The sequence below is a fragment of the Weizmannia sp. WK01 genome, from assembly GCF_025905465.1.
Lineage (GTDB): Bacteria > Bacillota > Bacilli > Bacillales > Bacillaceae_C > Weizmannia > Weizmannia faecalis.
On sequence record NZ_CP109616.1, the window covers coordinates 985,870 to 1,012,015 of the forward strand.

Sequence of the window (26,146 nt, forward strand, 5' to 3'; positions counted from 1 at the left end):
CAGAAAAAATGTTTAAGCGCATGAAAGATCCTTTACTGCACGGAAGATGCTTTTTGGCTGGATACTATATGATATGGAGAAAGGAGTTAAAGTGCCATTTGTCGGGTATCATGACTGTACGGAAAGTAGCGCCCCAGATAGAAAGGAGGCATTCGATGTGAGCAAAACCCCGTTGCTTATGCCTTTACCGGCGGATTTTTTTAAAAAAGATACGTTGGAGCTGGCACGTGCCCTTCTCGGTTGCCTGCTCGTCAAAGAGACGGAAGAAGGAACGGCGGCCGGTTTTATTGTCGAAACGGAAGCATACATGGGTGCATCGGACAGGGCCGCGCACAGTTATGGAAACCGGCGGACGAAAAGAACGGAAATCATGTACCATGGCCCGGGTCACGTGTATACATACCAAATGCATACCCATTGCCTCGTGAATGTCGTCAGCGGCCGGGAAGGTACTCCGGAAGCCATCCTGATCCGCGCCTTGGAACCTTTTATGGGAACGGAGCTGATGTTTGCCCGTCGGAAAGTCAAGGAAGCAAAGCAGCTTACAAACGGTCCGGGGAAATTGGCGAAAGCGCTCGGCATTACAATGGAAGACTACGGGCGCGTATTTTACGAACGCCCGCTCTTTATTGCGGAAGGATACGAACCGGAACAAATCGAAACCGGCCCGCGCATCGGGATCGACAACACCGATGAAGCCAAACATTACCCGTACCGGTTCTGGATAAAAGAAAACCGTTATGTATCGAGGCGGGCGTAAACGGTAGGGTGGTGCGTGAAGAAAGTGCCGAAGAGAAAAAACACCGGCATGTAGCCGGTGCCGAACGATTTTATGAAAGCGGATTTTTCTCATCCCCTGGGTCCTACGATCATCGCTTATCCAAACGAGCAAATGATCCGTTTTTCTATTTTTTAATGGAGGCCGGCAAAATTGGGATAAGCCGGCCTCTTTCGCCAGTCTACCAGAAAAACCCGTAGCCGTACGGGAAGCCGTATCCGCCGTAAAAAGCCGGTCCGAGCAATGCCGATGTTGCTAGGCCGCCTGCAAACCCTCCAAGGAACGGGCCGAAACCGAATCCCCACGGTCTGAATCCCCATGGCCGGAAACCCCATGGCCGGAAACCCCATGGCCGGAAACCCCACGGCCGCAATCTTACATCTTCTTGGTGAAATGTTTCATAATAAGGAACTCCCTGATAATCTGTATTCAAAGTTTTTTCCTCCTCAACCCCATTATTTTTTGTACGATAAAGCATATGTGAAAAAACCGGTGTCTGTATGGGTATCTGCCTTTTATCCCAAAAATTTGCGCTGCATCCCCCGTGCGGCTCAAGTAAGGCATTCGCCAACGTGAAATTTTAAAGCGGCGGATGTTAAAAACGGCTGGAAATATCCGATACAAATAGTAGACAAAAAAGCGGTTTTGTTCCGCCATGAAACAAGGGGCGGGACACGCCGGAAAATAAGGAGATACTTGCTATGATTGGAGCGACGCAGTGGCAGGCTGCGCATCCGCCTCTTGCAAACAGCACACCGCAGGCACAAAAGGCAACCGAGGCGGATCAGGCCAGGCCAATTGTGACAAAAGAAAACAGGGAACAAAGCCTTCCCGCCAATGAAGAAACGAAAGAAAAAGTGAAAAAAGCGGTGGACCAGCTGAACCATTTCTTGTCCGGATCATCCACCCATTTAAAATTTCAATTTCATGACCAGCTGAAAGAATATTATGTTACGATTGTCGACGACAAGACGGACCAGGTGATTAAAGAAATTCCGCCGAAAAGGATTTTGGATACGTATGCCGATATGCTGCACCATGTCGGGATTCTGGCCGATGAAAAGGTATAAGGAGGGAATTGAATGACATCCATACAAAGAATCACAGGGCTTGCGAGCGGCATGGACATCGATTCCATTGTCGAAAAAATGATGACCGCGGCAAAACAGCCTTTGGTCAAACTGCAGCAGCAAAAGCAAATTTTGGAGTGGCAGGAAGAAGACTACCGGACGCTGAACCAAAAATATTTTGACTTCCGCTCCACGCTGTCCAACATGAAATTGACAACCAAGTACAGGGTGCGTACGACAACCTCGTCAAACGAAAATAATGTGACGGCCACTGCGGCAAATAATGCTGCACTCGGATCAGCAACCATCCAAAGCGTTACGCAACTGGCAACGGCTGCGACAAAAATCAGCGGATCAGGATCTGAAACGGCAACAACGATTTCCAAATCCGGTGCCAAAATCAAAGCGGACGCAAGCCTTTACAGCCAGACCGGGAACTTTTTAAACGGCATTACTTGGAACAACGGGGTCGTGGTCTCCCAGTCTTTTTCAGGAGACGGGGATGCGACGGCATCGGTCAAACTGTCCAATCCGCCTGTTTCAACAACGACGGACGGTATTACCTATTATGCTATGAATGTAAAAGTCAATGGCAAAACCTATCAGGTTGTAAATGATAAAAGCAATATTCCTGACAATGAAAAAGGCAATTATGCCGTTTATAACGCGGAAAGCGGCGTGTTGACATTTGACAGTGCGGTATCTTCGGGATCCAGCATCAATGTGGAGTATGTCGCGGGGGCGGTGACAGAAACAAAAACATTGGCCCAGGGTACGGCAACGATGCAGCTGGGGCATGGCTTGATCGCAACGGATGCGGGCGGAGATCAGGCGTTCAGCTTAAAAATCAACAATACAAACTATGTGCTCGAAAACGACAAACTGTACGCAGAATCCGATACAGGAAAAAGCAGTCCGATCGGTACGCTGGATGCTTCAACCGGCCTGATCACGTTTACGGATTCATCTGTATTAAGCGGAGAAAGCAACACAGTTTCCGTCACTTATTCATCAAAATATGCCACCATGTCGCTCGGAAGTTATAATGAAGACGGAAGTATAAATAAAGCGACTTTTTATATTGATGGCACGGATTCTTTAAATACTGTCATGGCAGATGTAAACAACCATTCGACACTTGGGATCGGCATGTACTATGACGCAAATGCGGACAGGGTTTCGCTCACGAGAAAATCGACTGGAGACCTTAACAAAGACGGTGATGAAATCATCATTGGCGGGTCTGGCAATGATTTTTTAAATCAAACATTGCAGTTTAATGGCAGCAAAGAATCCGGCGGTGAGAATGCAAAATTTACGATGAACGGCCTGGAAACAGAACGTACGTCCAACACGTTCGCCATCAACGGCGTAACGTACACCCTTAAAAGCAAATTTGATACACCCGTCACGGTTACGGTCTCTAACGATACGGACACCATTTTCAAAAACATCAAAGATTTTGTGGACCAGTATAACAGCCTGATTGATGCCGTGCAGTCGAAGCTGAATGAAGACCGCTACCCGGATTATGCGCCGCTTACGGACGACCAACGCAAGGAATTGACGGACACGCAGCAGGACCAATGGGATAAAAAAGCGAGAAGCGGCCTTTTAAGGAATGATATGACGCTGAAAAGTTCCCTGTCGAACATGCGGTCATTGATTTATTCAAAAGTAAATAACGCCAATATTTCATCCGAATACAGCCAATTATCAAGCATCGGCATCACGACAACTTCCGACTGGCTGGAAGGCGGCAAGCTGGAAATTGATGAAGACAAGCTGAAGGCTGCGATCCAAAACGATCCGGATTCGGTTGAACTCCTGTTTCGCGCGTCCGGTAGCACAACATCGGAAAAAGGCATTGTCCAAAGGCTGTACGACAGCGTCAATCAAACGTATAACACGATCGTTGACAAAGCCGGAAAGTCCACTTATGTGAACACCCAGTTCACGATTGGGAAAAACATCAACGATTTGACGGATAAAATTAGTGACATGAATGACAAACTGGACAAGCTTGAAGACCGTTATTATGCGCAGTTTACAGCGATGGAGCAAGCGATCCAAAAATACAACAGCCAATATACTTATTTATCCAGCTTTTTCAGTCAGCAATAGTTAAAGGAGGGGCCGCAAATGGCAACACGTAATCCATACCAGGCGTATCAGAACAACTCGATTGCAACCGCATCGCCGGGCGAGCTGACATTGATGCTGTACAATGGCTGCCTGAAGTTTATCCATTTGGCGAAAAAAGCCATTGAAAACAAAAATTTTGAAGAAAAAAATAAAAACATCCAAAAAGCGCAAAACATCATCCGTGAATTGATGATGACGCTCGATACGGGCAAATTTGAAGATGCAGAAAAGATGCTTTCCCTTTACGATTTTATCCTGCGCGAACTGATCCAGGCCAATGTGAAAAATGATATGTCAAAACTCGATACAGCGGAAGAGTTGGTAACGGGTTTCCGCGACACCTGGAAGCAGGTCATCCAGGCGAACCGCCGGCAAACATACGGGCAAGGCGGCAAAGTATGATGGGCGATCTAGCCGCCTGCCTGGAGCTAACGGAAGCGCTGCTTTCGGAATTTCATAAAGAGCAGCCGAGGGATACCTTGATCCAAAACGTCCACCGGCTCCTTGACCGACGCGGCGCGCTGCTTGCTGCCATGAAACCGCCTTTTTCCGCTGAAGCGCAATTGCTTGGAAGAAAAATCATGGATCTTGACAAACAATTGAAGCCCCTGATGCAGGAAACGCTGTCCGGCATCCGGAGCGACATCCAACAAGCTGCGAAAAAGAAAACGTCCATGAAGCAGTATATTAATCCGTACCAGTCCCTGCAGTTAAATGATGGAAGGTTTTATGACCGGAAAAGATAGGAGTTCTGATCAATGCAGAACTTCTTTTTTTTCAGGGAAAGCCGTGTAAACTGCTTTTTACAGCACCATCGGAGGGGGATGACAAATATTTCTAAGAAAAATTCGCCAAAAAAGAAGGAATTTAGACAGGCAATGTGTAAATATATAAGTGTAAGATTATTAGAGAAGGCAGCGCTTTCACTGTTCAAAGTGAAAGTACGAGCATACCGCGGTATGCAAGGGGCTGCCAGTTATGAGGAGGGGTCCACATGATGAACTACAACATTCGTGGCGAAAACATTGAGGTAACTCCGGCGATTCGGGATTATATTGAGAAAAAAGTGAACAAGTTGGATCGGTATTTCGTAGAAACGCCAGACACTTCCGTCAATGTAAAACTTAAAGTCAATCCGGATAAAACTTCCAAAGTGGAAATTACGATTCCGATGCCGCAGGTTGTATTGCGTGCGGAAGAAACCAATGAGGATATGTATGCGGCAATTGACCTGATTGCTGACAAATTGGAGCGGCAAATCCGCAAACATAAAACAAAAGTAAACCGGAAACTGCGCGAAAAAGGAAGCACGAGGGAACTGTTCACTACTCAGGACACCGGACTTAAAGAAAAACAAGCCAGGAAAGAAGAAGACTCAGAACTGCAAATTGTGCGGACCAAACATTTTAACTTAAAACCGATGGACAGTGAAGAAGCAGTGCTGCAAATGAACCTTCTGGGCCATAACTTCTTCATTTACACCGATGCGGAAACAAATCATACGAACATCGTATATCGCCGCAAAGACGGCAAATACGGGCTGATTGAAACAAAATAAGGAACGGACGAAACAAGCACCCGCGGTGAATCCGCGGGTGCTTTTGCAGCGTGGGCCCATCCGGTGAATGCAAAACGGGCCCGGTAAAGCCGGGGGCGGTTTTTAAGCAAACAACGCAAGCCGAAAAGGAACGCGGCACCGGCAGATTGATGAAAACAGCCGGCGCATATGTTCAGGGATAGAAGACCTAATTAGACAATTTGACTTGCCTTGGCAGTTGTTTTGTCTAATTGAAAAACTTAATTGGACATTACAGACTGCCCCGTGGCTCTTTTGTCTAATTAGAGCTTCTAACGGGACAAAATCCCTGGCAGACAAGGATCTTTTGTCTAATTAGGGGCTCCAATTGGACAATTCGCCCTGCCTCGCTAGCGGTTTTGTCTAATTGGAAAACCTAATTGGGCATTTCAATTTGCCCCGTCTGCTTTTTTGTCTAATTAGACGCCATGCCGCAATGAACGCAGCGTCGGCAGAAGGATGAAAATCAGCCGGCGCATAGGTTTAGGGATAAAGAAAATGGCAAGGTAGGCAGGAGAAAAGCCCGGATGACAGACTGAAAACCGGAGCGGACGAGCAGCCGGCAAGGCCTACACTTGCGAACAGGAAAAAAGAGTGCATTTTATACGAGGGGGGAAAATGATGAACCTGGATTACTTGTATCATCCTTATGTATCCACCAGAAATACCATTTTTGCCAAAAAAGGAATGGTTGCCACTTCACAGCCGTTAGCTGCCCAGGCCGGCCTTGAAGCTTTACAAAAAGGCGGCAATGCGATTGATGCCGCTATTGCCGCAGCCGCCGCCTTAACGGTCGTGGAACCGGCTTCGAACGGCATCGGTTCAGATGCATTCGCCATGGTTTGGACGGGCGGGAAGCTGCATGGTTTAAATGCAAGCGGACCTGCCCCGCAGTCGATTTCCATTGAGGCCGTGAAAAAACAGGGGTATGAAAAAATGCCGGCTTATGGTGTGGTCCCGATTACGGTGCCGGGCGCGCCGGCAGCATGGGCGGCTCTATCGGAAAAATTCGGTCGGCTCCCTCTGACAGACGTTCTGCAACCGGCAATCCGGTATGCGGAAGAAGGGTACCCGCTGTCTCCGGTTTTGGGAAAATACTGGGAAAGGGCATTCCGCCGTTTTCAAACGATTTTTAAAGAAGAAATGTTCCGGCCATGGTTTGACACGTTTGCGCCGGACGGCACGGTGCCTGCAATCGGAGAAGTGTGGAAATCGCCCGGGCATGCCGCGGCATTGAAGGAAATTGCGGAAACGAAAGCAGAAAGTTTTTACAGGGGGCCGCTTGCAGAAAAAATCAGTGCCTTCATCCGGAAATGGGGCGGTTTTTTAAGCAGGGAAGATTTGGAAGCCTATCATCCCGAATGGGTGGAGCCGATTTCCACCAGCTACCGCGGCTATGAGGTGTGGGAAATGCCGCCGAACGGCCAGGGGCTTGTTGCGTTGATGGCGCTCAATATTGCGCGCGGATTTGAATTCCGTGAAAAAGACTGCGTGGATACCTATCATAAACAAATTGAGGCAATGAAACTCGCTTTTACGGACGGTAAAGCGTTCATTACAGATGCCGGGGAAATGAAGGCGGACATTGCACATTTGCTTTCGGAAGGCTATGCTGCAAACCGGCGCAGGTTGATCGGGGATCTGGCGCTGGATCCGGAACCGTATGAACTGCCAAAGAGCGGCACTGTCTATTTGGCGGCGGCGGACGGGGAAGGAAATATGGTTTCTTATATCCAAAGCAATTATATGGGATTCGGCTCCGGTATTGTCGTTCCGGGCACAGGCATTGCCTTGCAAAATCGGGGGCATGATTTTTCTTTGGATGAAACGCATGTGAATGCATTGAAAGCCGGGAAAAAGACGTATCATACGATTATTCCCGGCTTTTTAACAAAAGACGGGGAAGCTGTCGGGCCGTTTGGCGTAATGGATGGCTATATGCAGCCACAGGGCCACTTCCAAGTGATCATGAACACGATTGATTTTCATCTTCATCCGCAGCAGGCGCTGGATGCCCCGAGATGGCAATGGACGGAAGGGAAAAAAGTGCTGGTGGAACCCCATTTTCCGAATCACCTTGTGCAAGGGCTGATTCGAAAAGGGCATGATGTTCAAGTGGCTGCGGATACGGGAGGTTTCGGCCGCGGCCAGATCATCTGGCGGAATCCGGACACGGGCGTACTGATGGGCGGCACGGAATCGCGTGCGGACGGCATGGTTGCGGCCTGGTAAAACGCTTTTCTAATTTTAAATGAGTGCGCGCGCCGCTTCATTTTTTATTCAGCACAGTGGCCTGAACATTCCAAACCGGAAAAGCCGGAATCGGTTGTCCGACCATGTAAAAGGAATCTAACCATTTGCATCAAGTCCGGGCACGATGTCTTTTTACAGCAGGCAACAGAGCAGCCATATTTTGTTCATTTTATATAATCTTAAGCACCGGCAGCATCCTCAATCCGGTCTCTTCCGCCCGGGCCTGCTGCCCACCCCGGGTTCTTTTGTTGTATGCGCTCCGTTTCAGTGTTAAAATACAATAAGGTATATTTCAGGAAACAAAATACACGCACCCGGCCGCATCCGGGGCTGTATCATCGGAACTTTCCTCAAAAAGCATGGAAACCCTGGTTTGACACGGCCGGGAAAACCCGGCGAAAAAAGAGACGCAGAAAAGAAACTGTGCTATAATTAAAATTTAAAAGTCATGGCAATTACAACGATAGGGCCGAAAAGTCCTGTTTTGATACTGAAATAAAGGAGCGTTTTGAATGGTGGCTTTTTTGGACAAAGTTTTTGATGCCAACAAACGTGAACTGAAACATCTTGAGAAGATCGCAAACCAGATTGAGGAATTGGCGTCGGATATGGAAAAGCTGTCGGATGAGCAGCTGCGCGACAAGACGGAAGAGTTTAAGCAGCGTTACCAAAACGGCGAGAGCCTTGATGACCTGCTTGTGGAAGCTTTTGCGGTTGTCCGGGAAGGCGCCAGACGTGTGCTCGGGCTTTATCCTTATCATGTCCAGCTGATGGGCGGTATTACGCTCCATGAAGGAAATATTGCCGAAATGAAAACCGGTGAAGGAAAAACGCTGACCGCGACGATGCCGGTTTATTTGAACGCCCTGTCCGGAAAAGGCGTCCATGTCGTCACAGTGAACGAATACTTGGCGAAGCGGGATGCCGAGGAAATGGGCAAGCTGTACCAATTTCTTGGGCTTACTGTCGGCCTGAATTTAACCAATATGTCGAACGAAGAAAAACAGGCCGCATATGCAGCAGATATCACATACGGGACGAACAATGAATTCGGCTTCGATTATTTGCGCGACAATATGGTGCTCTACCAAGAACAAAAAGTGCAGCGGCCGCTTTATTTTGCGGTCATCGATGAAGTCGACTCGATTTTAATCGATGAAGCGCGGACGCCGCTTATTATTTCCGGACAAGCCGAAAAATCGACGGCACTGTATACACAAGCGAACGCATTTGTGCGTACATTGGAAAAAGAAAAAGATTACACTTATGACGTGAAAACGAAGAGCGTGCTGCTGACGGAAGATGGCATCACGAAAGCCGAAAAATATTTTCATATCGACAACCTGTACGATATCCGCAATGTGACAATCAACCACCATATTAACCAGGCGCTGAAAGCCAATGTTGCGATGCACCGGGATGTCGACTATGTTGTGCAGGACGGGGAAATCATCATCGTCGACCAGTTCACCGGCCGCCTGATGAAAGGCCGCCGTTTCAGTGAAGGGCTCCATCAGGCGATTGAAGCAAAAGAGGGCGTGGAGATCCAGAACGAAAGCATGACGATGGCCACGATCACATTCCAGAACTATTTCCGGATGTATGCGAAGCTGGCCGGGATGACCGGTACAGCGAAAACGGAAGAAGAAGAATTCCGCAACATTTATAACATGCGTGTTGTCGTGATCCCGACAAACCGCCCGATCATCCGCGATGACCGGCCGGATTTGATTTACAAAACGATGGAAGGCAAGTTCAGAGCCGTTGTTGAGGATATAAAGCAGCGGCACGACCTTGGCCAGCCGATACTTGTCGGGACGGTTGCGATCGAAACGTCTGAATTGATTTCCCGAATGCTGAAAAAGAAAGGCGTCCCGCATAACGTGTTGAACGCGAAAAACCATGCGCGTGAAGCGGAGATCATCAAACAGGCCGGGCAAAAAGGCGCGGTCACGATCGCGACGAACATGGCCGGGCGCGGTACCGATATCAAGCTTGGCGACGGTGTCGTGGAACTGGGCGGCCTTGCCGTTATCGGAACTGAACGCCATGAATCAAGGCGGATCGACAACCAGTTGCGTGGGCGTTCCGGACGCCAAGGAGATCCCGGGATCACACAGTTTTATCTGTCAATGGAAGATGAACTGATGCGTCGTTTCGGATCGGATAATATGAAGAGCATGATGGAACGGCTCGGCATGGATGATACGCAGCCGATCCAGAGCAAAATGGTGTCGCGCGCCGTTGAATCTGCACAAAAACGGGTGGAAGGCAATAACTTCGATGCCCGGAAACAACTGCTCCAATATGATGATGTCCTCCGGCAACAGCGTGAGATCATCTATAAGCAGCGCGATGAAGTACTGACGGCGGATAATTTGCGTGAAATCGTTGAAAAAATGATCCGCTCGGTCGTAGAACGCGTTGTCAACGCTAATGCACCGCTTCATGAAGATGAGGAAGAATGGAACTTGCAGGGCATTGTCGATTATGTCTTGACCAATCTGCTTCGTGAAGGCGACATCTCGCGGGAAGACTTGCTCGGAAAAGAACCGGACGAAATGGTTGACTTGATCATGGCAAAAGTGAAGATGCGCTATGATGAAAAAGAAGAAGCATTCGGGCCGGAACAGATGCGCGAATTTGAAAAAGTCATTTTGCTGCGCTCTGTTGACTCAAAATGGATCGACCATATTGATGCGATGGACCATCTCCGCGAAGGGATCCACTTGCGCGCGTACGGCCAGATCGACCCGCTGCGCGAATACCAGTCGGAAGGCTTTGCCATGTTTGAAAATATGGTTGCATCCATCGAGGAAGATACGGCAAAATATATTATGAAAGCAGAAATCCAAACCAATCTGGAGCGCCAGGAAGTGGCAAAGGGCCAGGCTGTCGTGCCGGGCGGGGAAGAAACAACTGTGAAGAAAAAACCGATCCGCAAAAAAGTGCGCATCGGCCGGAATGACCCTTGCCCGTGCGGTAGCGGCAAAAAGTATAAAAACTGCCACGGCCGGCTTGAGGCTTAAAATCAGGCAGGCATACGCAAAAAAGGAGGGGCAAAACGCCGCCCTTCTTTTTTGCGGAAAACAGCAGAAAAATTTAATGAGGTGAATGGAATGGAGTTATCAGAAATTAGAGCGGAATTGGAAAATACAGCTAAGAAATTAGCGGGTTTCAGGGGGTCTCTTTGAATTAGAAGAAAAAGAGACACGTATTGCTGAACTGGAAGAAAGAATGCTGGAACCGAACTTTTGGGACGACCAGCAGGAAGCACAAAAAATTATTAATGAATCCAATGCTTTAAAAGAAATGGTAAACGGCTACCGTGAACTCGAGTCGCAACAGGAGGATCTCGAAGTCACGCACGAACTGGCCAAAGAAGAAAATGACTCGGAACTGAAAGAAGAGCTCGAGGCTGAGCTTGAAGCGTTCACGGAAAAATTAAATGAATACGAGCTGCAGCTGCTTTTAAACGGACCGTATGATGCGAACAATGCGATTTTGGAACTGCACCCTGGCGCGGGCGGTACAGAATCCCAGGACTGGTGTTCCATGCTGCTCAGAATGTATACACGCTGGGGCGAGAAAAAAGGCTTTAAAGTCGAAACCCTTGATTACCTCCCGGGCGACGAAGCCGGTGTGAAAAGTGTCACCCTTCTTTTCAAAGGGCATAATGCGTATGGTTATCTTAAAGCGGAAAAAGGCATTCACCGTCTTGTCCGGATCTCGCCGTTTGATGCAGCCGGCCGGCGCCACACTTCGTTCGTCTCGTGCGAAGTGATGCCGGAAATAGACGACAATATTGAAGTGGAAATCCGGCCGGAAGATTTGCGTGTCGACACATACCGGGCAAGTGGTGCAGGCGGCCAGCACATTAACAAAACATCTTCAGCTGTCCGGATGACCCATATTCCGACCGGGATTGTCGTCTCCTGCCAATCGGAACGTTCGCAAATTCAGAACCGCGAACAAGCCATGAAAATGCTGAAAGCGAAATTGTACCAAAAAGAAGTAGAAGAAAAAGAGAAACAATTGGCAGAAATCCGCGGTGAACAGAAAGAGATCGGATGGGGCAGCCAAATTCGTTCTTATGTGTTCCATCCCTATTCGATGGTAAAAGATCACCGCACAAATGTTGAAACAGGGAATGTCCAGGCGGTGATGGATGGCGAAATTGATCCGTTCATTGACGCTTACCTGCGTGCGCATATTTCGTAATGAGAAAAAGTTTTTCTGAAAAATTGAACGCATGACAGGCCGGATGCCACAATGCCAGAAAATATAGAGGGGTGCGAAACAAGCGGTCCTGTATATTGGTGTGTGGCATCCGTTTTTTTATGAAAAGGGGGAGGGAAATGGCAAAGAAAAGGAGAAAGCCGGAGAACAAATACTGGACGATGCTGAAAGAATACATTTATATCCTTGCTGGATCAGCGATCGTTGCCATTACATTTAATGTTTTCCTGCTTCCAAATAATATTGCGTCCGGCGGCGTCAGCGGGATCAGCACGATTTTGCACGGGGTGTTCGGATGGAAGCCGGCTTACGTGCAATGGGGGCTCAACATTCCGCTATTTATTGCCGGCCTCATTTTTTTAGGTTACCAATTTGGCATTAAAACACTTGTTGGCACCGTGTTTTTGCCGTTTGTTGTTTTTTTAACGGAAGATTGGCAGCCGTGGACGCATGACGCATTGCTGGCCGCACTTTTTGGCGGAATCGGCGTCGGGGCTGGGCTCGGGATTGTGTTTCTTGGCAGGGCTTCAACCGGCGGAACCGATCTGGCCGCGCAAATTATCCATAAATTTACCGGCATCTCACTCGGGAAATGTGTACTTGGCATTGACGGGCTTGTTGTCCTGTCAGCAGCTGCCGTTTTTGATATTGAAAAGGGTTTGTATGCAATCATCGGGCTGTTTGTCACAAGCAAGACCATTGACCTCGTCCAGGTCGGCCTGAACCGTTCGAAAAATGTACTGATCATTTCTGACAAACACGAGGATATCCGGAAAGAGATTTTGTTCCAGATCGACCGGGGGGTTACAAGGCTCCATGCATATGGCGGATTTACCGACCATGAAAAACCGATTCTCATGTGTGTCGTCGATCAGTCTGAATTTATTAAGTTAAGAAACCTTGTTAAAACCATTGACGGGAAGGCATTTGTTGTTGTGATGGATGCCGCCGAAGTGCTGGGCGAAGGTTTTAACATGCCGTAGCCGCCGGTTTACGCGTTTTTCGTATTTCTTTCCCTACCTAGGCGGACATTCGGTATAATGGAAGAAGAATGTGCACAGGAGGGAGGGCTTCGTATGAAATGGCGCGCAGCTTTGGCGGCGGTTCTGCTTGCAGCTGGACTTTCCGCCTGCGGGAACGGATCTCCATCGTCAGACGGCGGGAAAAACACGGCAAGTGGCGGCGATGCCGAAAAACTGGTAGACCAAAAATGTTCTGCCTGCCATGGCGATCAATTGCAAGGAAATGTCGGGCCGAATTTGCAGCATATCGGTTCTAAGCTCAGCGAAAAACAGATTTTAAATGTCATTGAAAACGGAAAAGGAGACATGCCAAAAGGGCTTTTAAAGGGAGACGATGCCCAAAAAGTCGCGAAATGGCTTTCCAAGAAAAAATGACAAAAACGGACCGGAAAACCGGCCCGTTTTTTGGTATAAGTGGAAATTTTTCTACAGCAACTGCAAAAATACCGGCTCAGTATGGGCTAAAAAGGCAAGCGTTACGCGACCTTTTTGAAAAAACGAAAAAATAAAATTAAACGTTTACAAATATAAAAGCCGTGTGTTATAATGTAAAAAAATTCCAATTGGTTGTAATACAGGGAATAAATTCATACGATGCAACAGTCCTATAGTCAACCAAAATGAGGTTTGCACAAAGAGAGACTCTTTGGTGTATTCCATTTAAATGTGGAGGAGTGATAATTATTTGGTGTAGATCAATATTTATGAGTCTTTGAAAATGAACGAGAAAATTGAGAGTCAATTGATCTTTATGGAAGAATGCGGAGGGGAAAATCATGGGGTTTTGGGTCATGCTTTTTTGCTTTGTTGTTGGCATTGTTCTTCTTGTGAACAGCTTTAAGTACAGGAAAAACAAGACAGCCAGATTTGGGATTGAACTTGTAGTCGGGTTCATTTTTTTGGCAATATCAGTATATATGGCACTGCCAAAATGAGAATGCTTATGATATAAAGGAATCATTTGTAACCATGCTATCTATATTACAATTGATTAGTAGTGGTTAGGTTCAGGCATTATTATGATCTTCGTACCAACTAACATTACAGGTCAAGGATATAATGAAAATAGATGAATAGGGACATTTTTAGTGGCGGACTGTGTTGTAAGCGTAATTTCTTTTATTACCGGGTTTTTTTCGAAAAAGTGAATGCGAGGACACAGTGAATGAAAATAGGGATTCCCATACGACGGGAATCCCTATTTTTTGTCGAGGGAGGGAGAATGATGGGGAAGTGTCAACGGTATTCATTTATAGTTTCAGACAAGGCTTAAAAAGTTCCAAAATGCGAAGCGATCCTCAAAAAAATGTTCACCCCCATTAGAAAATTTGAAACAAAACTGTAATGTCGCTCAAGGGTAGGGATGCTATAATAATAAATGTGCGAATTTCGAGCAATTATGCGAATTCTCGCGCGTTGAAAAGAGAAAAAAGTCAAATTTTATGCGGAAAGGTTTTCACACAGCCTTTTCTTACAGCAAATCATCCTGTACGGCTCTTTTACAGGGACGGGTGTGCAGGGAATGCAAAAATTGGCGTTTTTTGCCGGTGCCGTTGACACATTTTTCATTCCGGCACGTTACATTGAAAAAAAGCTAGGTGAGGAAATGATAGAATTAAAGGACGTCTATAAAAAGTACCCGAACGGCGTCATGGCTGTGAGCGGGTTAAATATAAAAATCAACCAGGGCGAATTTGTTTATATCGTTGGCCCGAGCGGCGCGGGTAAGTCCACGCTCGTCAAACTGATTTACCGCGAAGAAAAGCCGACAGCAGGGACCGTCACTGTAAACGGCATCAATCTTTCAAAACTCCGGGACAAACGAATCCCTTATTTCCGACGGCAGATCGGTGTCGTATTCCAGGATTTTAAGCTGCTACCGACATTGACTGTATATGAAAATATCGCGTTTGCTCTCGAAGTGATCGAGCAGGAACCTTCTTATATCCGGAGCCGCGTCATGGAAGTACTCGACCAGGTCGGGTTGAAAAATAAAGCAAGAATGCTGCCTTCTGAGTTGTCCGGCGGTGAACAGCAGCGGGTTTCCATCGCGCGTTCCATCGTCAACATGCCGAAAGTGGTCATTGCCGACGAGCCGACAGGAAACCTCGACCCGGAAACTTCATGGGACATTATGAAAATCCTCGAAGACATCAACGTAACCGGGACAACGGTTGTCATGGCTACCCATAACCGTGATATTGTAAACACAAACAAGCACCGCGTCATTGCCATTGAAGGCGGGAAAGTGGTGCGCGATGAGCAGCTGGGAGGTTACGGTTATGAAGATTAATACGCTTAAACGCCACTTCCGGGAAAGTTTTAAAAGCCTTGGCCGGAATGGCTGGATGATGTTTGCATCGGCAAGTGCCGTAACGATTACCCTGCTTCTTGTCGGCGTATTTTTCGTGATCATCCTGAACATGAATAAATTTGCTTCCGATATTGAAAACGACGTGGAAATTCGCGTCCATATCGACTTAGCGGCGAAGGCTGCCGACAGGGAAAAACTGGAAAGCGAGATTGAGAGTCTGAATGCCGTCAATTCCGTCAAGTTTTCTTCTAAACAACAGGAACTAAAAGAATTGATTAAAAGAATGGGTGATGACTTTAAACTGTTCCAGCAGGACAACCCATTGTATGACGTATTTATTGTCAAAACAAAGCAGCCGACGGACACGCCAAAAGTTGCGGCGCAAATTCAAAAAATGGACCATGTCGAATCCGTCATTTATGGTAAAGGAAAAGTGGAAAAGCTGTTCCATGTTTTAAGTATCTGCCGCAATGTCGGGCTTGTGTTAATCATTGCCCTGCTGCTTACGGCGATGTTCCTTATCTCAAATACGATTAAAATTACGATTTTTGCCAGAAGAAAAGAAATCGAGATTATGAAACTGGTAGGGGCGACAAACTGGTTTATCCGCTGGCCGTTTCTTCTCGAAGGGCTCTGGCTCGGAATCCTGGGGTCCATTCTGCCGATTGTGCTGATTTCCTTCGGCTATTACTCTGTTTATAAAATCGTAGAGCCGAAGCTGCAAAACAATATTATCCATATGCTTGATATCAGCCCGTTCATTTACGGCGTAGACGGCCTGCTGCTTGTACTTGGCGTCTGCATTGGAATCTGGGGCAGTTCGATGTCGATCCGCCGTTATTTGAAAGTGTAACGGGAACGGCCGGGATGCATTCCACTCCCGTCCGCCTGATTTTTTATTCTATACCCTTTCTGTTCATTTTAAAACACAGGAAAAACGGGGCGTTGCGTCCCCGGATACATAAAACAAAAACATTTTGCTTTGAGGGGGAAAAAGATGAAGAAGCGTTCCATTCTGCCTGCTGCCGTTGTGTTCACGCTCAGCTTGGGCGGCATGCTTGGCTACCAGTCCAATGCTGCTGCGGCCGGCGATTTGCAGCAGAAAAAAAGCGAGATTGAGAGTAAACTTTCCAATGTCGAATCAGAGATGAACAAAAAAGAAAACCAGATTTCCGACATTCAAGACAAGCAGGCTTCTCTCGGCGGCCAGCTTGAGGCCATTGAATCGAAAATTCAATCGGCGAACAAAAAAATCAGCGAGCAGGAACAGAATATCAGCACAACGAAAGACCAGATTGCTGATTTGAAGAAAAATATCGCTGAAATCAAAAAGCGGATTGAAGACCGGAACGCTATTTTAAAAGACCGCGCCCGTGCCATGCAGAAAAACGGCGGCGGTTCGGTCAATTATTTGGATGTTTTTCTTGAAGCGAAAAGCGTTGGTGATTTTATTGACCGCTTTTCAGCAGTGAAGACATTGGTTGAAGCAGACCGGCAAATTTTGGAAGAACAGAAAAAAGATGAACAGGATTTAAAGGACAAACAGGCTTCAGTGGAAAAGAAACTGTCCGATTTGGAATCGATGCTGTCTGATTTACAATCATTAAAAGACAGTCTGAAACAGGATGAGAGCGAGAAATCGGCATTAATCAAAAAGCTGGAAAAACAAAAAGACAGCCTTAAAGAAGAGAAAATGTCGCTGAGTGAACAAAAGAGCATCCTGGCTGACCAAAAAGCTTCCATTGAAAAAGCCATTGCGTTTGCGAAAAAGCAAGCGGAGGAAGAAAGAAAGGCTGCAGCAAAAGCAGATGCAGCAGCAAAGGCACAAACGAATGCAGGATCAACAGGATCAGCAGGATCAAACGCAGGGACAACCCGCTCTGCATCGGTCAAGTCAAGTTCCGGGAGCCATTCCGGCGGATCCCTTCCGCAAGTATCTTCCGGGTCCTTTACGCGACCGGCATCCGGATATATTTCATCTGAATTCGGCGGGCGTTCCGGCGGGTTCCATCCGGGCATTGACATTGCCAACAGCATCGGGACACCGGTTGTCGCTGCAGCCGACGGTGTCGTGTTCAGGGCGTACCACTCTTCTTCATACGGGAATTGCGTCATGATCACCCACTATATTAACGGGAAGTTGTACACAACCGTTTATGCCCATTTGAGCTCGTACAGCGTCAGCACCGGGCAGCACGTCAGCAAAGGGCAGCAGATCGGAGCAATGGGAAATACCGGGGAATCAACAGGACCGCATCTTCACTTTGAAATTTATAACGGCCGCTGGACACCACCGCCACATACCGGTGCCCAAAACCCGAGAAACTATGTTAACTTTTAATAAGGACGAAAAAAAGAACCGTATCCATTGGTGCGGTTCTTTTTGCATGCAATGGCAGGGAAAGTGCGTATGTGTAAAATTTTACTCGACGGGGCATATGAGTGGAAAAAAATGGGAAGACGCTCTATCATCTAATTGTACACTTCAAGATGAACATCTAGAGAGAGAGGTCTTCCCATGGATATTATATCAATAATTGCTGGATTATTAAAGGATACAAAGAGTCTTATCGAATTTGAAGAACAGCTTAAACTTCTGATGCAGAAGGCTTTTACACAATGGGTTGGGGAAATATTTGAAGAGTTAGATAAAATAATTAAACAGGAGAAGTTAGAGGAGGGCTGGGTGTACTGCCGGAGTGATAACAGAAACATTCAGTTTCTATTTGGAAGTGTGACCTTTAAACGCTCATTAATGCATGACAAGAGAGGAAATTCCCATTATCCTCTGGATGAATGGTTAGGGCTGGTACCACACCAACGATACAGCCCGTTAGTGGAATTAAAGGTGGCAGAGTTGGCAAGTGAGAACACCTATCGGGAAGTAGCTGATATTTTAAAAGAGTGGACAGCAGTGAGTCTTAGTCACACAACTGTAGGGAACATGGTAAAACACGTAGGGAAAACTCAGGCGGAAGCCGATAAGGCACTTGTAGAAGAGCTAGAAATAGCTGTTTCCCTGCCTGAGGGGAAGAAGGTAGACTACCTGTTTTCTGAAGCAGATGGTGTATTCGTTCGGGGACTAAAAAAGAAACAGAGTATGGAAGTCCACCACGCCATTCTCTATGAGGGATGGGAAACCAATGGAAAAAGGGTCTCCCTGCGTCAGCCCACAGTCATCATGACGACGGAAGACATTCAGACATTTTGGGATGAAGTCCAAGCCACAGCTGCCAACACCTATTCCCTCGAAAAAGCGCAAGTCATTACAAACAGTGATGGAGGTGCTGGGTACACAGCTGAACGGTTTCAAACAGCATTCTCACAGTCGGAATTTCCGGTGCTCAACCAGCTGGATACCTACCACGTTGCACAAGCCATCATAAGGACATTTGGGGGCGGAAAGAGCGAGATCAAGGAGCAAATTAGAAAAGCGATTAGAACGCATGACCTGGACCAATTCACGTTATATTTGGATACGCACGAAAGCACCTTGACGGATAAAAAGGCCCTCAAGAAAATCAAGGAATTCCGTTCGTATATCTTGAAAAACTGGGACCGCATTTTTGACTGGAGGGACAGGGTGAAAAACGTGCCGGAAGGTGCGAGAGGCCTAGGAGCGATGGAATCGAATCAAAGGCATATCTCCTTCAGGATGAAAAAAAGGGGCATGCATTGGAGTGAACTTGGCGCAGAAGCCATGGTGAAAATCAAACAAGGCATACTCAATGGGACATTGAGAGAAGCCTATCTGAAACACCGTTCAAGAAGCGAGAGAAAGCAACGGAACTTGAAACAATCCATCAGGATGTCTCAACTACTCAAGCAGCCTGTACGCCCGTCAGTGGGCGTAAAGCACGGATCAGTTGCCCTGCATTCAAGCAGTTCATCGGCAATGGGACATTTAAGCAAAATATTAGAGCTTTCGTTTTAAGCCTGGCTCAGTGGGGACTGATCGTTGAGGCGCGCGAAATTTACGAGACTCCTGCGGGAAAAGCGAGCCAGGAGAGACCCCGCAGCGAGGTACGAGCGAGGAGGCTCGCCGGCCGCCCGCGGAAAGCGAGTGAATTTCGCGCGCCTCAACATCCCCGTTATCCATCTTTATACGGAAATATTACATCTTTTCCGAAAATTACACCGAGCAAGTAAAGCACGGTAGCCGAAAGTGTACAAAAAGAGTGTCTTGGAATACCCGATATTTAAACCTTGTCGAGAAAAACTTGACACATACGGAAAGTGCTGTACGATAGGTAAGGCGCAAATATTATGGTATGATACAATTGTTATTTTTGCTGCGCAAACATATCCTATATCAATTCCAAAACACTTCACCGTGTTCCCGGATACCGGCCGGGAACAAACCTCAAGCAGGAACAAAGGGTGTACGAAAAGGAGAACGCAATGATTATAACGGTACTACTGGTTATCTTGTTTCTTTTGAATTTTATTCTGGCGGGAACCGTTATTTTCCTGGAACGGCGAGATGTCGGCGCAACTTGGGCATGGCTTTTGGTGCTATTATTCCTGCCGATTGCCGGCTTTATCCTGTATTTGGTATTCGGGCAAAATTTAAGCCGCCGGAAAATTTTTGACTGGAAGGTACAGGAGAAGATCGGCATTAAGGAAATTTCCCAGCAGCAAATTGAACTGCTGCGCGAAAACCGGTTTCCGTTTCATGATGAGCGGACAATCCAGTACAAGGATCTCGTTTATATGCTGCTGATGAATGACGGGGCAATCCTTTCCCAGGACAATCACGTCGATATATTTACAGACGGCAGGAAAAAATTCGAGGCTTTATTTGAAGACATCCGGAATGCAAAAGACAGTATTCATCTTGTATATTATATTTTCCGGAATGACCGCCTCGGCCATGAATTGATTGAACTGCTGTCGCAAAAAGCAAGAGAAGGCGTAAAGGTGCGGCTGCTTTATGATGATATGGGGTCGCGGATGCTGTTCCGCCGCAAATTTTTCCGGCCGCTTGTTGTTGCTGGTGGGGAAGTGGCGTCCTTTTTTCCTGCCCGGATCCCGCTCGTCAATTTGCGCGTCAATTTCAGGAATCACCGGAAATTGGCGATTATTGATGGGCAGATCGGATATATCGGCGGTTTTAATGTCGGGGATGAGTATCTTGGCCTGAATAAGAAATTCGGTTACTGGCGGGATACGCATCTACGGATTGTAGGGAGTGCTGTTTATGCCATGCAGACCCGCTTTATTTTGGACTGGAATCAGGCGTCACCGCATGATGTAAGAGATGAAGAACGTTATTTCCCGGTCATCCCATCGCAGGGTGAAACCGATATCCAAATCGTCTCAAGCGGCCCCGATTCTGAATGGGAGCAGATTAAAAACAGCTATATTAAAATGATCAATTCCGCCAAAAAATATATTTATTTGCAAACACCGTATTTTATTCCGGATGACAGCCTCCTGAATGCGCTGACGCTTGCCGCCTTATCCGGAGTGGATGTTCGGATTATGATTCCAAATAAACCGGATCATATGTTTGTCTATTGGGCGACGCTTTCCAACATCGGCCAGCTGTTAAAAACGGGCGTCAAAGTGTACATTTATCAAAAAGGGTTCATCCATGCGAAAATGATTGTCGTAGACGGGAAAATTGCTTCCGTTGGGACGGCCAATATCGATGTGCGCAGTTTCCGTCTCAATTTTGAAGTGAACGCCGTGCTGTACGACCGTGAGCTTTCCGGCACACTTGCCGGCGTTTTCCGGGACGATATGGCCGAATCAACCGAATTAACGCTCCATGATTACCAGAACCGGCCGCTTTATGTGCGGTTTAAAGAGTCCATTTCCCGGCTATTGTCGCCAATATTGTAGAAGAAAAAGAAAATTTTTTCAAAAAAAGGTTGACGGTTTGCCATTGTTCTTCTATAATCTTAAACAATAAGTCATTCAAAATTGAATTATGAAAAGAAACTCTTATCGAGAGCGGCGGAGGGACTAGGCCCTGCGAAGCCCGGCAACCTTCAGGCATTTGCCTGAAAAGGTGCTAATTCCTACAGACATGCGTCTGAAAGATAAGGGAGGAACTTACATACATTGTAACCCTCTTCCCTTACGAAGAGGGTTTTTTCATTTCCTCTTCCATCTTTCACGAAAAAATTTTAAAAAATCAGGAGGCTTTAAAATGACACAACCATCATTCCAACCGGAAACTTTATTGTTGCACGGCGGCCAGGAACCGGACCCGGCGACAGGATCGCGCGCCGTACCGGTATACCGGACGACTTCTTACGTTTTTCCGGATACAGAACATGCGGAGGGCGTCTTCAATTTATCAAAAGAAGGTTTCATTTATTCCCGTCTCGGCAATCCGACTGTGGATGTTTTTGAAAAACGTGTTGCTGCACTGGAAGGCGGAACAGCGGCTGTCGGTTTATCATCCGGCGCATCGGCCATTGCCTTTTCCATTTTGAACATCGTGCGTGCGGGTGATGACATCGTATCCGCCAGCAATCTTTACGGCGGCACCTATAATTTGTTTGCTGTGACATTGCCGAAATACGGCATTAACGTCAAGTTTGTGGACGGGTCCGACCCTGAAGCGTTCCGCCAGGCGATCACCCCGAAAACAAAAGCATTGTACGCGGAAATTATCGGCAACCCAAGCCTGCAGGTGCTCGACGTGGAAAAAGTGGCGGAAGTGGCCCATGAAAACGGTATTCCTTTGATTGTCGACAACACGTTTGCTTCTCCGTATGGCGCGAATCCGATCAAATGGGGCGCGGACGTGGTTGTCCATTCGGCGACAAAATGGATCGGCGGGCACGGAACGGCGATCGGCGGTGTTGCCGTTGACGGCGGGTGTTTTGACTGGAACACAGACAAATTCCCGGACTTTAGCGAACCGGATCCGAGCTATCACGGCTTGCGCTACGGCGTCGACACGGCACAGGCTGCGTTCGCCACAAAACTTCGCGTTCAGCTTTTGCGCGACTTCGGGCCTGCTTTAAGCCCGGACAACGCCTTTTTATTCCTGCAAGGGCTTGAAACGCTGCATCTGCGTGTGGAAAGGCATAACGAAAATGCATTGAAAGTCGCGGAATTTCTGAAAAACCATCCAGATGTTGCTTGGGTCAATTACCCGGGCCTTGAAGACCATCCGTCCCATGAGCTGGCGCAAAAATATTTGAACGGCGGTTACGGCTCCATTGTCAACTTTGGTGTGAAAGGCGGCCGGGAAACAGGAAGACGCGTGATCGACAATATTAAGCTGTGGTCGCATGTAGCGAATGTCGGCGACGCGAAATCGCTGATCATCCACCCGGCAACGACTACGCATTCGCAGCTGAGCGATGAAGAACTGGAAAAATCAGGGGTCACAGGCGATTTGATCCGCCTGTCCGTCGGGCTTGAAGCCGTCGAAGATTTGACAGCCGACCTCGATCAGGCCATTACAAAAGCAACAGCCGTTACAGCCCGGTAAAAGCGGGGAGCGGGTCCGGCAGATTCGTGCGAAGGCCGCCATGCGAATGCCAACAGGCGATCCGGAAAACTTATACGATGTTCTGGGCTGATCCCATTGAACAATGTTGCGGCCCGGACGGTCTGCATACCTGATCCAGATCGGGAGCTTCTGGATACCGGCTGCACCGAATACTGTCGGACCGCTTGACCGTTTTAAATGAACAAAACGCTTCAGAGGCGAAAGAGCGCTAGATGTAGGGAGGAGTTTGGATAATGAGAGTGATTAAAGCAGCGCTGCTCGGCTTTGGGACGGTCGGCCAGGGCGTGTACGAAGCGGTCCGGACCCACCGGGAGCAGCTGAAAGAAAAGCTGCATGCCGAGGTAGAGATTGCAGCGGTTCTGATCAAAAACCCCCGAAAAAAGCGGAACATTGACAGTTCTGTACTCGTTACGACGGACTTCCGGGAAGTTCTCGCCATTCCCGGCCTTGAAGTCGTGTTTGAAGCGATTATCGGGGAAGAACCAGGCTTTTCTTACTGTTTACAAGCGATTGAAAAAGGCTGCCACGTCATTACTGCCAATAAAGTCATGTTTGCACGATATGGGAATGTGTTGCTTGAAAAAGCGAAAGAAAAAGGCGTGTTTGTCGGTTACGAAGCGACAACTGCAGGCGGCATCCCTGTGATTCGGACGATTTCCCAGCAGCTTCAGGTTAATGATATCCAGCGTGTACAGGCGATTTTAAACGGCACATCCAATTTTGTTTTATCGGCCATGCGCGAAAAACATCTTCCGTTTGAAGAAGCGTTGGAAATTGCCAGGCAGCACGGCTATGCAGAAGCTGACCCGGGCAATGATGTAAAAGGGCAGGACGCCTTTTGCAAGCTGATGATCCTGAGTCGGCTCGTATTCGGAACCCAGCCGGACTGGGAGAAAGTAGAAGTTGAAGGCATAGGCGGCCTCTCGCTTGCGGATATTGAAAGAGCGGATCGGCAGGGACTCCGTTATAAGCATATTGCGGACATATACCGTGATGGCGGTACGCTGAAAGCATCCGTTAAGCCTGTCCTTGTCCCTCCCGAACACGCCCTTTATGCGGTGGAAGGCGTCAACAATGCCATCACGATTTACGGCAGCCTGATCGGAAAAATTACCCTTACAGGTCCGGGTGCCGGAAAATTTCCGACGGCAAGCGCCATGATTGAAGACTTTGCGGCGGGTTACCGGCCCGTTCCGCAATTGGATGCCGTTTCGTGAACCAAGGAAACGTATCCATATTTTTTGCGATGCTAAGATGTCATTTTAGCGCGGGGGGAGAACCCCTCAACCTCTTTACGGCTTCTTCCGTTTTTGCTTTGCCGGCTTAGCGGAAGAGGCTTCTTTTTTACATGTTGTGATGGTGGCTCCGTCCCGTTCGTGCTGTTTTGTGAACAGCATGGTCATGGCCGGATCGCGTATCCCCTAAAGAAACCAGAGCCCGTTTTGCATTACGCATTTTTTAGCTTCACGGCAGCCTGTTTGCATCCTCGGCGGGACTTTCGCCGTCTTTTTCCGCTACCCGGCATATGCCCCCCGGCTTGTACATATATTGAATTATCGAGATGAAGAACCCCGCTTTTGGCGGCGCTTCTTGTACAAGGAGGGCATCACCATGAAACGAAAATGGCTGGCGCTTGCGATTTCGGGATCGCTGCTTGCCGGTGCAGGCGGCGGCTATACGGCAGGCCAATGGTTTTCACAAAAGGACAAGGCAGCCCCCACCCGCCAGGAAACAACCGGTGGGACAAGCAATATGCCGGACCTCACAAAAATTGCCCAGGCATACCAATTAATCAAAAGTTCCTATGTCCGGAAAGTTGACGAAAAAACACTCGTGGAAGGCGCAATCAAAGGCATGGTCAGTACATTGGACGATCCGTATTCCGTCTACATGGACAAAGAGACAGCCGCGCAATTCAATGACACGCTGGATTCCTCTTTTCAAGGCATCGGCGCCGAAATTACCAAAAAAAACGGAAAAATACTGATTGTTTCTCCTTATAGAAACTCCCCGGCGGAAAAAGCGGGACTGCGCCCGGAAGACGTGATTACAACAATTAACGGAAAAAGTACGGCAGGCATGGACTTATACGAAGTGACAACACGAATCAGAGGAAAAAAAGGCTCCAATGTGAAGCTGGGTATTTCAAGGGCCGGATCCGGCAAACAGATGACAGTGACGGTCAAACGTGATGAAATCCCGCTTGACACGGTCTACTCGAAAATGAAAAAGGCAAACGGGAAAAAAATCGGTTATATCGGCATTACCCAGTTTTCAAAAGATACGGCAACAGATTTTGCACAGCAGCTCGAAAAACTTGAAAACCGCGGCATGGAAGGGCTTGTTATTGATGTACGGGGAAATCCGGGCGGCCTTCTTTCCAGTGTTGAAGCGATTCTCAAGCAGTTTGTTACAAGAAACAAGCCGTATTTGCAAATTGAGGAACGGAGCGGGCACCGTGTCCAGTATGTGTCCAAACTGAAGAAAAAGAAGGCTTACCCGGTTGCGGTTCTCGTCGATAAAGGCAGCGCGAGCGCTTCTGAAATAATGGCGGCAGCACTTCATGAAACGGAAAATTATCCGTTAATTGGCGTCCGGACATTCGGCAAAGGGACGGTGCAGGAAGCGGTGCCGATGGAAGATGAGAGCATCATCAAACTCACCATGTTTAAATGGCTTACGCCCGATGGCCATTGGATCCATCATAAAGGCATTGCCCCGACGATTGAAGTGAAACAGCCGGACTATTTTGATGCCCAGGCTTTGCAAATTGCACACATTTTGAAAAAGGATATGAACAACACCCAAATCAAAACCGCCCAGCAAATGCTAAAGAGTCTTGGTTTTTCACCGGGAAGGGAAGACGGTTATTTCGATATCCAGACGGAAAATGCCGTCAAGGCGTTCCAGTTTGACAAAGGCCTTCCGGTAACCGGCAGCATCAATCAAAAAACGGCCGATGAAATGGAAAAATCGCTGTACAAAATGGCGCACGCGGAAAAAAACGATTTGCAGCTGCAAGTCGCATTAAAGGTTGTCAGCAAGTAACACCGTTTTAGCGGACCGGGTTGCAAGCCAACGTGCAGCAACTTGCTTTTTTTGCCCTTAACTCTCATGTCTCTGTCTTACTGCCACTTTTTGCGACTCCCAGCGCAATTGTAAAAAAACGGAAAAATAAACGTGGATGCCGGTTTGGACAGAAAATCTATGAGTCTGGAAAAAATCCTTATGGTCATTGTCTTATGACGGTAATATAATAAAGAAAAGATAAC

20 protein-coding genes and 1 riboswitch are annotated in these 26,146 nt (G+C 47.6%); of the genes, 19 read left to right on the top strand and 1 reads right to left on the bottom strand.

The genetic code is table 11. The features are described from left to right. The first annotated feature begins 178 nt into the window (after positions 1–178). Positions 179–760 (top strand): DNA-3-methyladenine glycosylase, encoded by a 582-nt coding sequence (locus OF158_RS04450; RefSeq protein ID WP_035182234.1) that lies wholly within the window; start codon positions 179–181, stop codon positions 758–760. 199 nt (positions 761–959) lie between these two features. Here the strand turns inward: OF158_RS04450 and OF158_RS04455 are convergent, their stop codons facing one another. Beyond that, positions 960–1,211, bottom strand: a complete 252-nt coding sequence (locus OF158_RS04455; protein ID WP_017551656.1) for a hypothetical protein — start codon at positions 1,209–1,211, stop codon at positions 960–962. A 268-nt stretch (positions 1,212–1,479) separates the two neighbouring features. On the opposite strand from OF158_RS04455, the gene flaG reads away from it, so the two are divergent. From flaG to OF158_RS04545, 18 genes are all read left to right on the top strand, one after another. After that, positions 1,480–1,848, top strand: a complete 369-nt coding sequence (flaG, locus tag OF158_RS04460) for a flagellar protein FlaG (RefSeq protein WP_017551657.1) — start codon at positions 1,480–1,482, stop codon at positions 1,846–1,848. 12 nt (positions 1,849–1,860) lie between these two features. Beyond that, positions 1,861–3,972, top strand: a complete 2,112-nt coding sequence (gene fliD / locus OF158_RS04465; protein WP_026684155.1) for a flagellar filament capping protein FliD — start codon at positions 1,861–1,863, stop codon at positions 3,970–3,972. A gap of 18 nt (positions 3,973–3,990) precedes the next feature. After that, positions 3,991–4,395 (top strand): flagellar export chaperone FliS, encoded by a 405-nt coding sequence (gene fliS, locus OF158_RS04470; protein WP_014095877.1) that lies wholly within the window; start codon positions 3,991–3,993, stop codon positions 4,393–4,395. Continuing rightward, a complete protein-coding gene (locus OF158_RS04475; protein WP_026104639.1) occupies positions 4,392–4,739 on the top strand; it encodes a flagellar protein FliT in 348 nt (115 codons plus the stop codon). The genes fliS and OF158_RS04475 overlap by 4 nt, the downstream gene beginning before the upstream one ends. A gap of 248 nt (positions 4,740–4,987) precedes the next feature. Next, complete coding sequence (gene raiA, locus OF158_RS04480; RefSeq protein WP_017551661.1) at positions 4,988–5,551, top strand: ribosome hibernation-promoting factor, HPF/YfiA family; 564 nt, start codon at positions 4,988–4,990, stop codon at positions 5,549–5,551. Positions 5,552–6,190: 639 nt separating this feature from the next. Beyond that, on the top strand, positions 6,191–7,801 hold the full coding sequence (locus OF158_RS04485; RefSeq protein WP_172653416.1) for a gamma-glutamyltransferase family protein: 1,611 nt from the start codon (positions 6,191–6,193) through the stop codon (positions 7,799–7,801). A 533-nt stretch (positions 7,802–8,334) separates the two neighbouring features. After that, positions 8,335–10,851, top strand: coding sequence for a preprotein translocase subunit SecA (secA, locus tag OF158_RS04490; protein WP_026684157.1), 2,517 nt, complete (start codon positions 8,335–8,337; stop codon positions 10,849–10,851). Between the two features lie 90 nt (positions 10,852–10,941). Further along, a protein-coding gene (gene prfB, locus OF158_RS04495) for a peptide chain release factor 2 (RefSeq protein WP_100183734.1) occupies positions 10,942–12,043 on the top strand; the annotation gives its coding sequence in 2 pieces (ribosomal slippage) (positions 10,942–11,013 and positions 11,015–12,043; 1,101 coding nt in all). Between the two features lie 137 nt (positions 12,044–12,180). Then, complete coding sequence (locus tag OF158_RS04500; RefSeq protein ID WP_017551667.1) at positions 12,181–13,044, top strand: YitT family protein; 864 nt, start codon at positions 12,181–12,183, stop codon at positions 13,042–13,044. Between the two features lie 93 nt (positions 13,045–13,137). Further along, on the top strand, positions 13,138–13,458 hold the full coding sequence (gene cccB / locus OF158_RS04505; RefSeq protein ID WP_017551668.1) for a cytochrome c551: 321 nt from the start codon (positions 13,138–13,140) through the stop codon (positions 13,456–13,458). A gap of 1,231 nt (positions 13,459–14,689) precedes the next feature. After that, positions 14,690–15,376 (top strand): cell division ATP-binding protein FtsE, encoded by a 687-nt coding sequence (gene ftsE / locus OF158_RS04510; protein ID WP_026684159.1) that lies wholly within the window; start codon positions 14,690–14,692, stop codon positions 15,374–15,376. Continuing rightward, on the top strand, positions 15,366–16,250 hold the full coding sequence (ftsX, locus tag OF158_RS04515) for a permease-like cell division protein FtsX (RefSeq protein WP_014095867.1): 885 nt from the start codon (positions 15,366–15,368) through the stop codon (positions 16,248–16,250). The genes ftsE and ftsX overlap by 11 nt, the downstream gene beginning before the upstream one ends. A 144-nt stretch (positions 16,251–16,394) precedes the next feature. Then, positions 16,395–17,738, top strand: coding sequence for a murein hydrolase activator EnvC family protein (locus OF158_RS04520; protein WP_017551671.1), 1,344 nt, complete (start codon positions 16,395–16,397; stop codon positions 17,736–17,738). A gap of 177 nt (positions 17,739–17,915) precedes the next feature. Next, positions 17,916–19,331 (top strand): ISLre2-like element ISBco6 family transposase, encoded by a 1,416-nt coding sequence (locus tag OF158_RS04525; RefSeq protein ID WP_048339805.1) that lies wholly within the window; start codon positions 17,916–17,918, stop codon positions 19,329–19,331. Between the two features lie 467 nt (positions 19,332–19,798). Beyond that, positions 19,799–21,244, top strand: coding sequence for a cardiolipin synthase (gene cls, locus OF158_RS04530; RefSeq protein WP_014095865.1), 1,446 nt, complete (start codon positions 19,799–19,801; stop codon positions 21,242–21,244). 99 nt (positions 21,245–21,343) lie between these two features. Then, a riboswitch (SAM riboswitch) is annotated at positions 21,344–21,451 on the top strand. Between the two features lie 103 nt (positions 21,452–21,554). Next, positions 21,555–22,853, top strand: coding sequence for an O-acetylhomoserine aminocarboxypropyltransferase/cysteine synthase family protein (locus OF158_RS04535; RefSeq protein WP_026684160.1), 1,299 nt, complete (start codon positions 21,555–21,557; stop codon positions 22,851–22,853). A gap of 254 nt (positions 22,854–23,107) precedes the next feature. Further along, positions 23,108–24,091: a homoserine dehydrogenase gene (locus OF158_RS04540; RefSeq protein WP_035182209.1), complete on the top strand. Its 984-nt coding sequence runs from the start codon at positions 23,108–23,110 to the stop codon at positions 24,089–24,091. 394 nt (positions 24,092–24,485) lie between these two features. Next, the gene (locus OF158_RS04545; RefSeq protein ID WP_017551675.1) at positions 24,486–25,922 is read left to right on the top strand and encodes a S41 family peptidase; all 1,437 of its coding nucleotides are present in this window, start codon (positions 24,486–24,488) and stop codon (positions 25,920–25,922) included. Positions 25,923–26,146 lie beyond the last annotated feature (224 nt).

Coding starts and splice junctions, on each gene's coding strand:
- OF158_RS04525 (WP_048339805.1), top strand. CDS start 17,916: ATGGATATTATATCAATAATTGCTGGATTATTAAAGGATACAAAGAGT.
- fliD (WP_026684155.1), top strand. CDS start 1,861: ATGACATCCATACAAAGAATCACAGGGCTTGCGAGCGGCATGGACATC.
- secA (WP_026684157.1), top strand. CDS start 8,335: ATGGTGGCTTTTTTGGACAAAGTTTTTGATGCCAACAAACGTGAACTG.
- OF158_RS04545 (WP_017551675.1), top strand. CDS start 24,486: ATGAAACGAAAATGGCTGGCGCTTGCGATTTCGGGATCGCTGCTTGCC.
- OF158_RS04535 (WP_026684160.1), top strand. CDS start 21,555: ATGACACAACCATCATTCCAACCGGAAACTTTATTGTTGCACGGCGGC.
- ftsX (WP_014095867.1), top strand. CDS start 15,366: ATGAAGATTAATACGCTTAAACGCCACTTCCGGGAAAGTTTTAAAAGC.
- OF158_RS04520 (WP_017551671.1), top strand. CDS start 16,395: ATGAAGAAGCGTTCCATTCTGCCTGCTGCCGTTGTGTTCACGCTCAGC.
- fliS (WP_014095877.1), top strand. CDS start 3,991: ATGGCAACACGTAATCCATACCAGGCGTATCAGAACAACTCGATTGCA.
- OF158_RS04540 (WP_035182209.1), top strand. CDS start 23,108: ATGAGAGTGATTAAAGCAGCGCTGCTCGGCTTTGGGACGGTCGGCCAG.
- OF158_RS04500 (WP_017551667.1), top strand. CDS start 12,181: ATGGCAAAGAAAAGGAGAAAGCCGGAGAACAAATACTGGACGATGCTG.
- flaG (WP_017551657.1), top strand. CDS start 1,480: ATGATTGGAGCGACGCAGTGGCAGGCTGCGCATCCGCCTCTTGCAAAC.
- cls (WP_014095865.1), top strand. CDS start 19,799: ATGATTATAACGGTACTACTGGTTATCTTGTTTCTTTTGAATTTTATT.
- raiA (WP_017551661.1), top strand. CDS start 4,988: ATGATGAACTACAACATTCGTGGCGAAAACATTGAGGTAACTCCGGCG.
- OF158_RS04475 (WP_026104639.1), top strand. CDS start 4,392: ATGATGGGCGATCTAGCCGCCTGCCTGGAGCTAACGGAAGCGCTGCTT.
- OF158_RS04450 (WP_035182234.1), top strand. CDS start 179: ATGCCTTTACCGGCGGATTTTTTTAAAAAAGATACGTTGGAGCTGGCA.
- ftsE (WP_026684159.1), top strand. CDS start 14,690: ATGATAGAATTAAAGGACGTCTATAAAAAGTACCCGAACGGCGTCATG.
- OF158_RS04485 (WP_172653416.1), top strand. CDS start 6,191: ATGAACCTGGATTACTTGTATCATCCTTATGTATCCACCAGAAATACC.
- cccB (WP_017551668.1), top strand. CDS start 13,138: ATGAAATGGCGCGCAGCTTTGGCGGCGGTTCTGCTTGCAGCTGGACTT.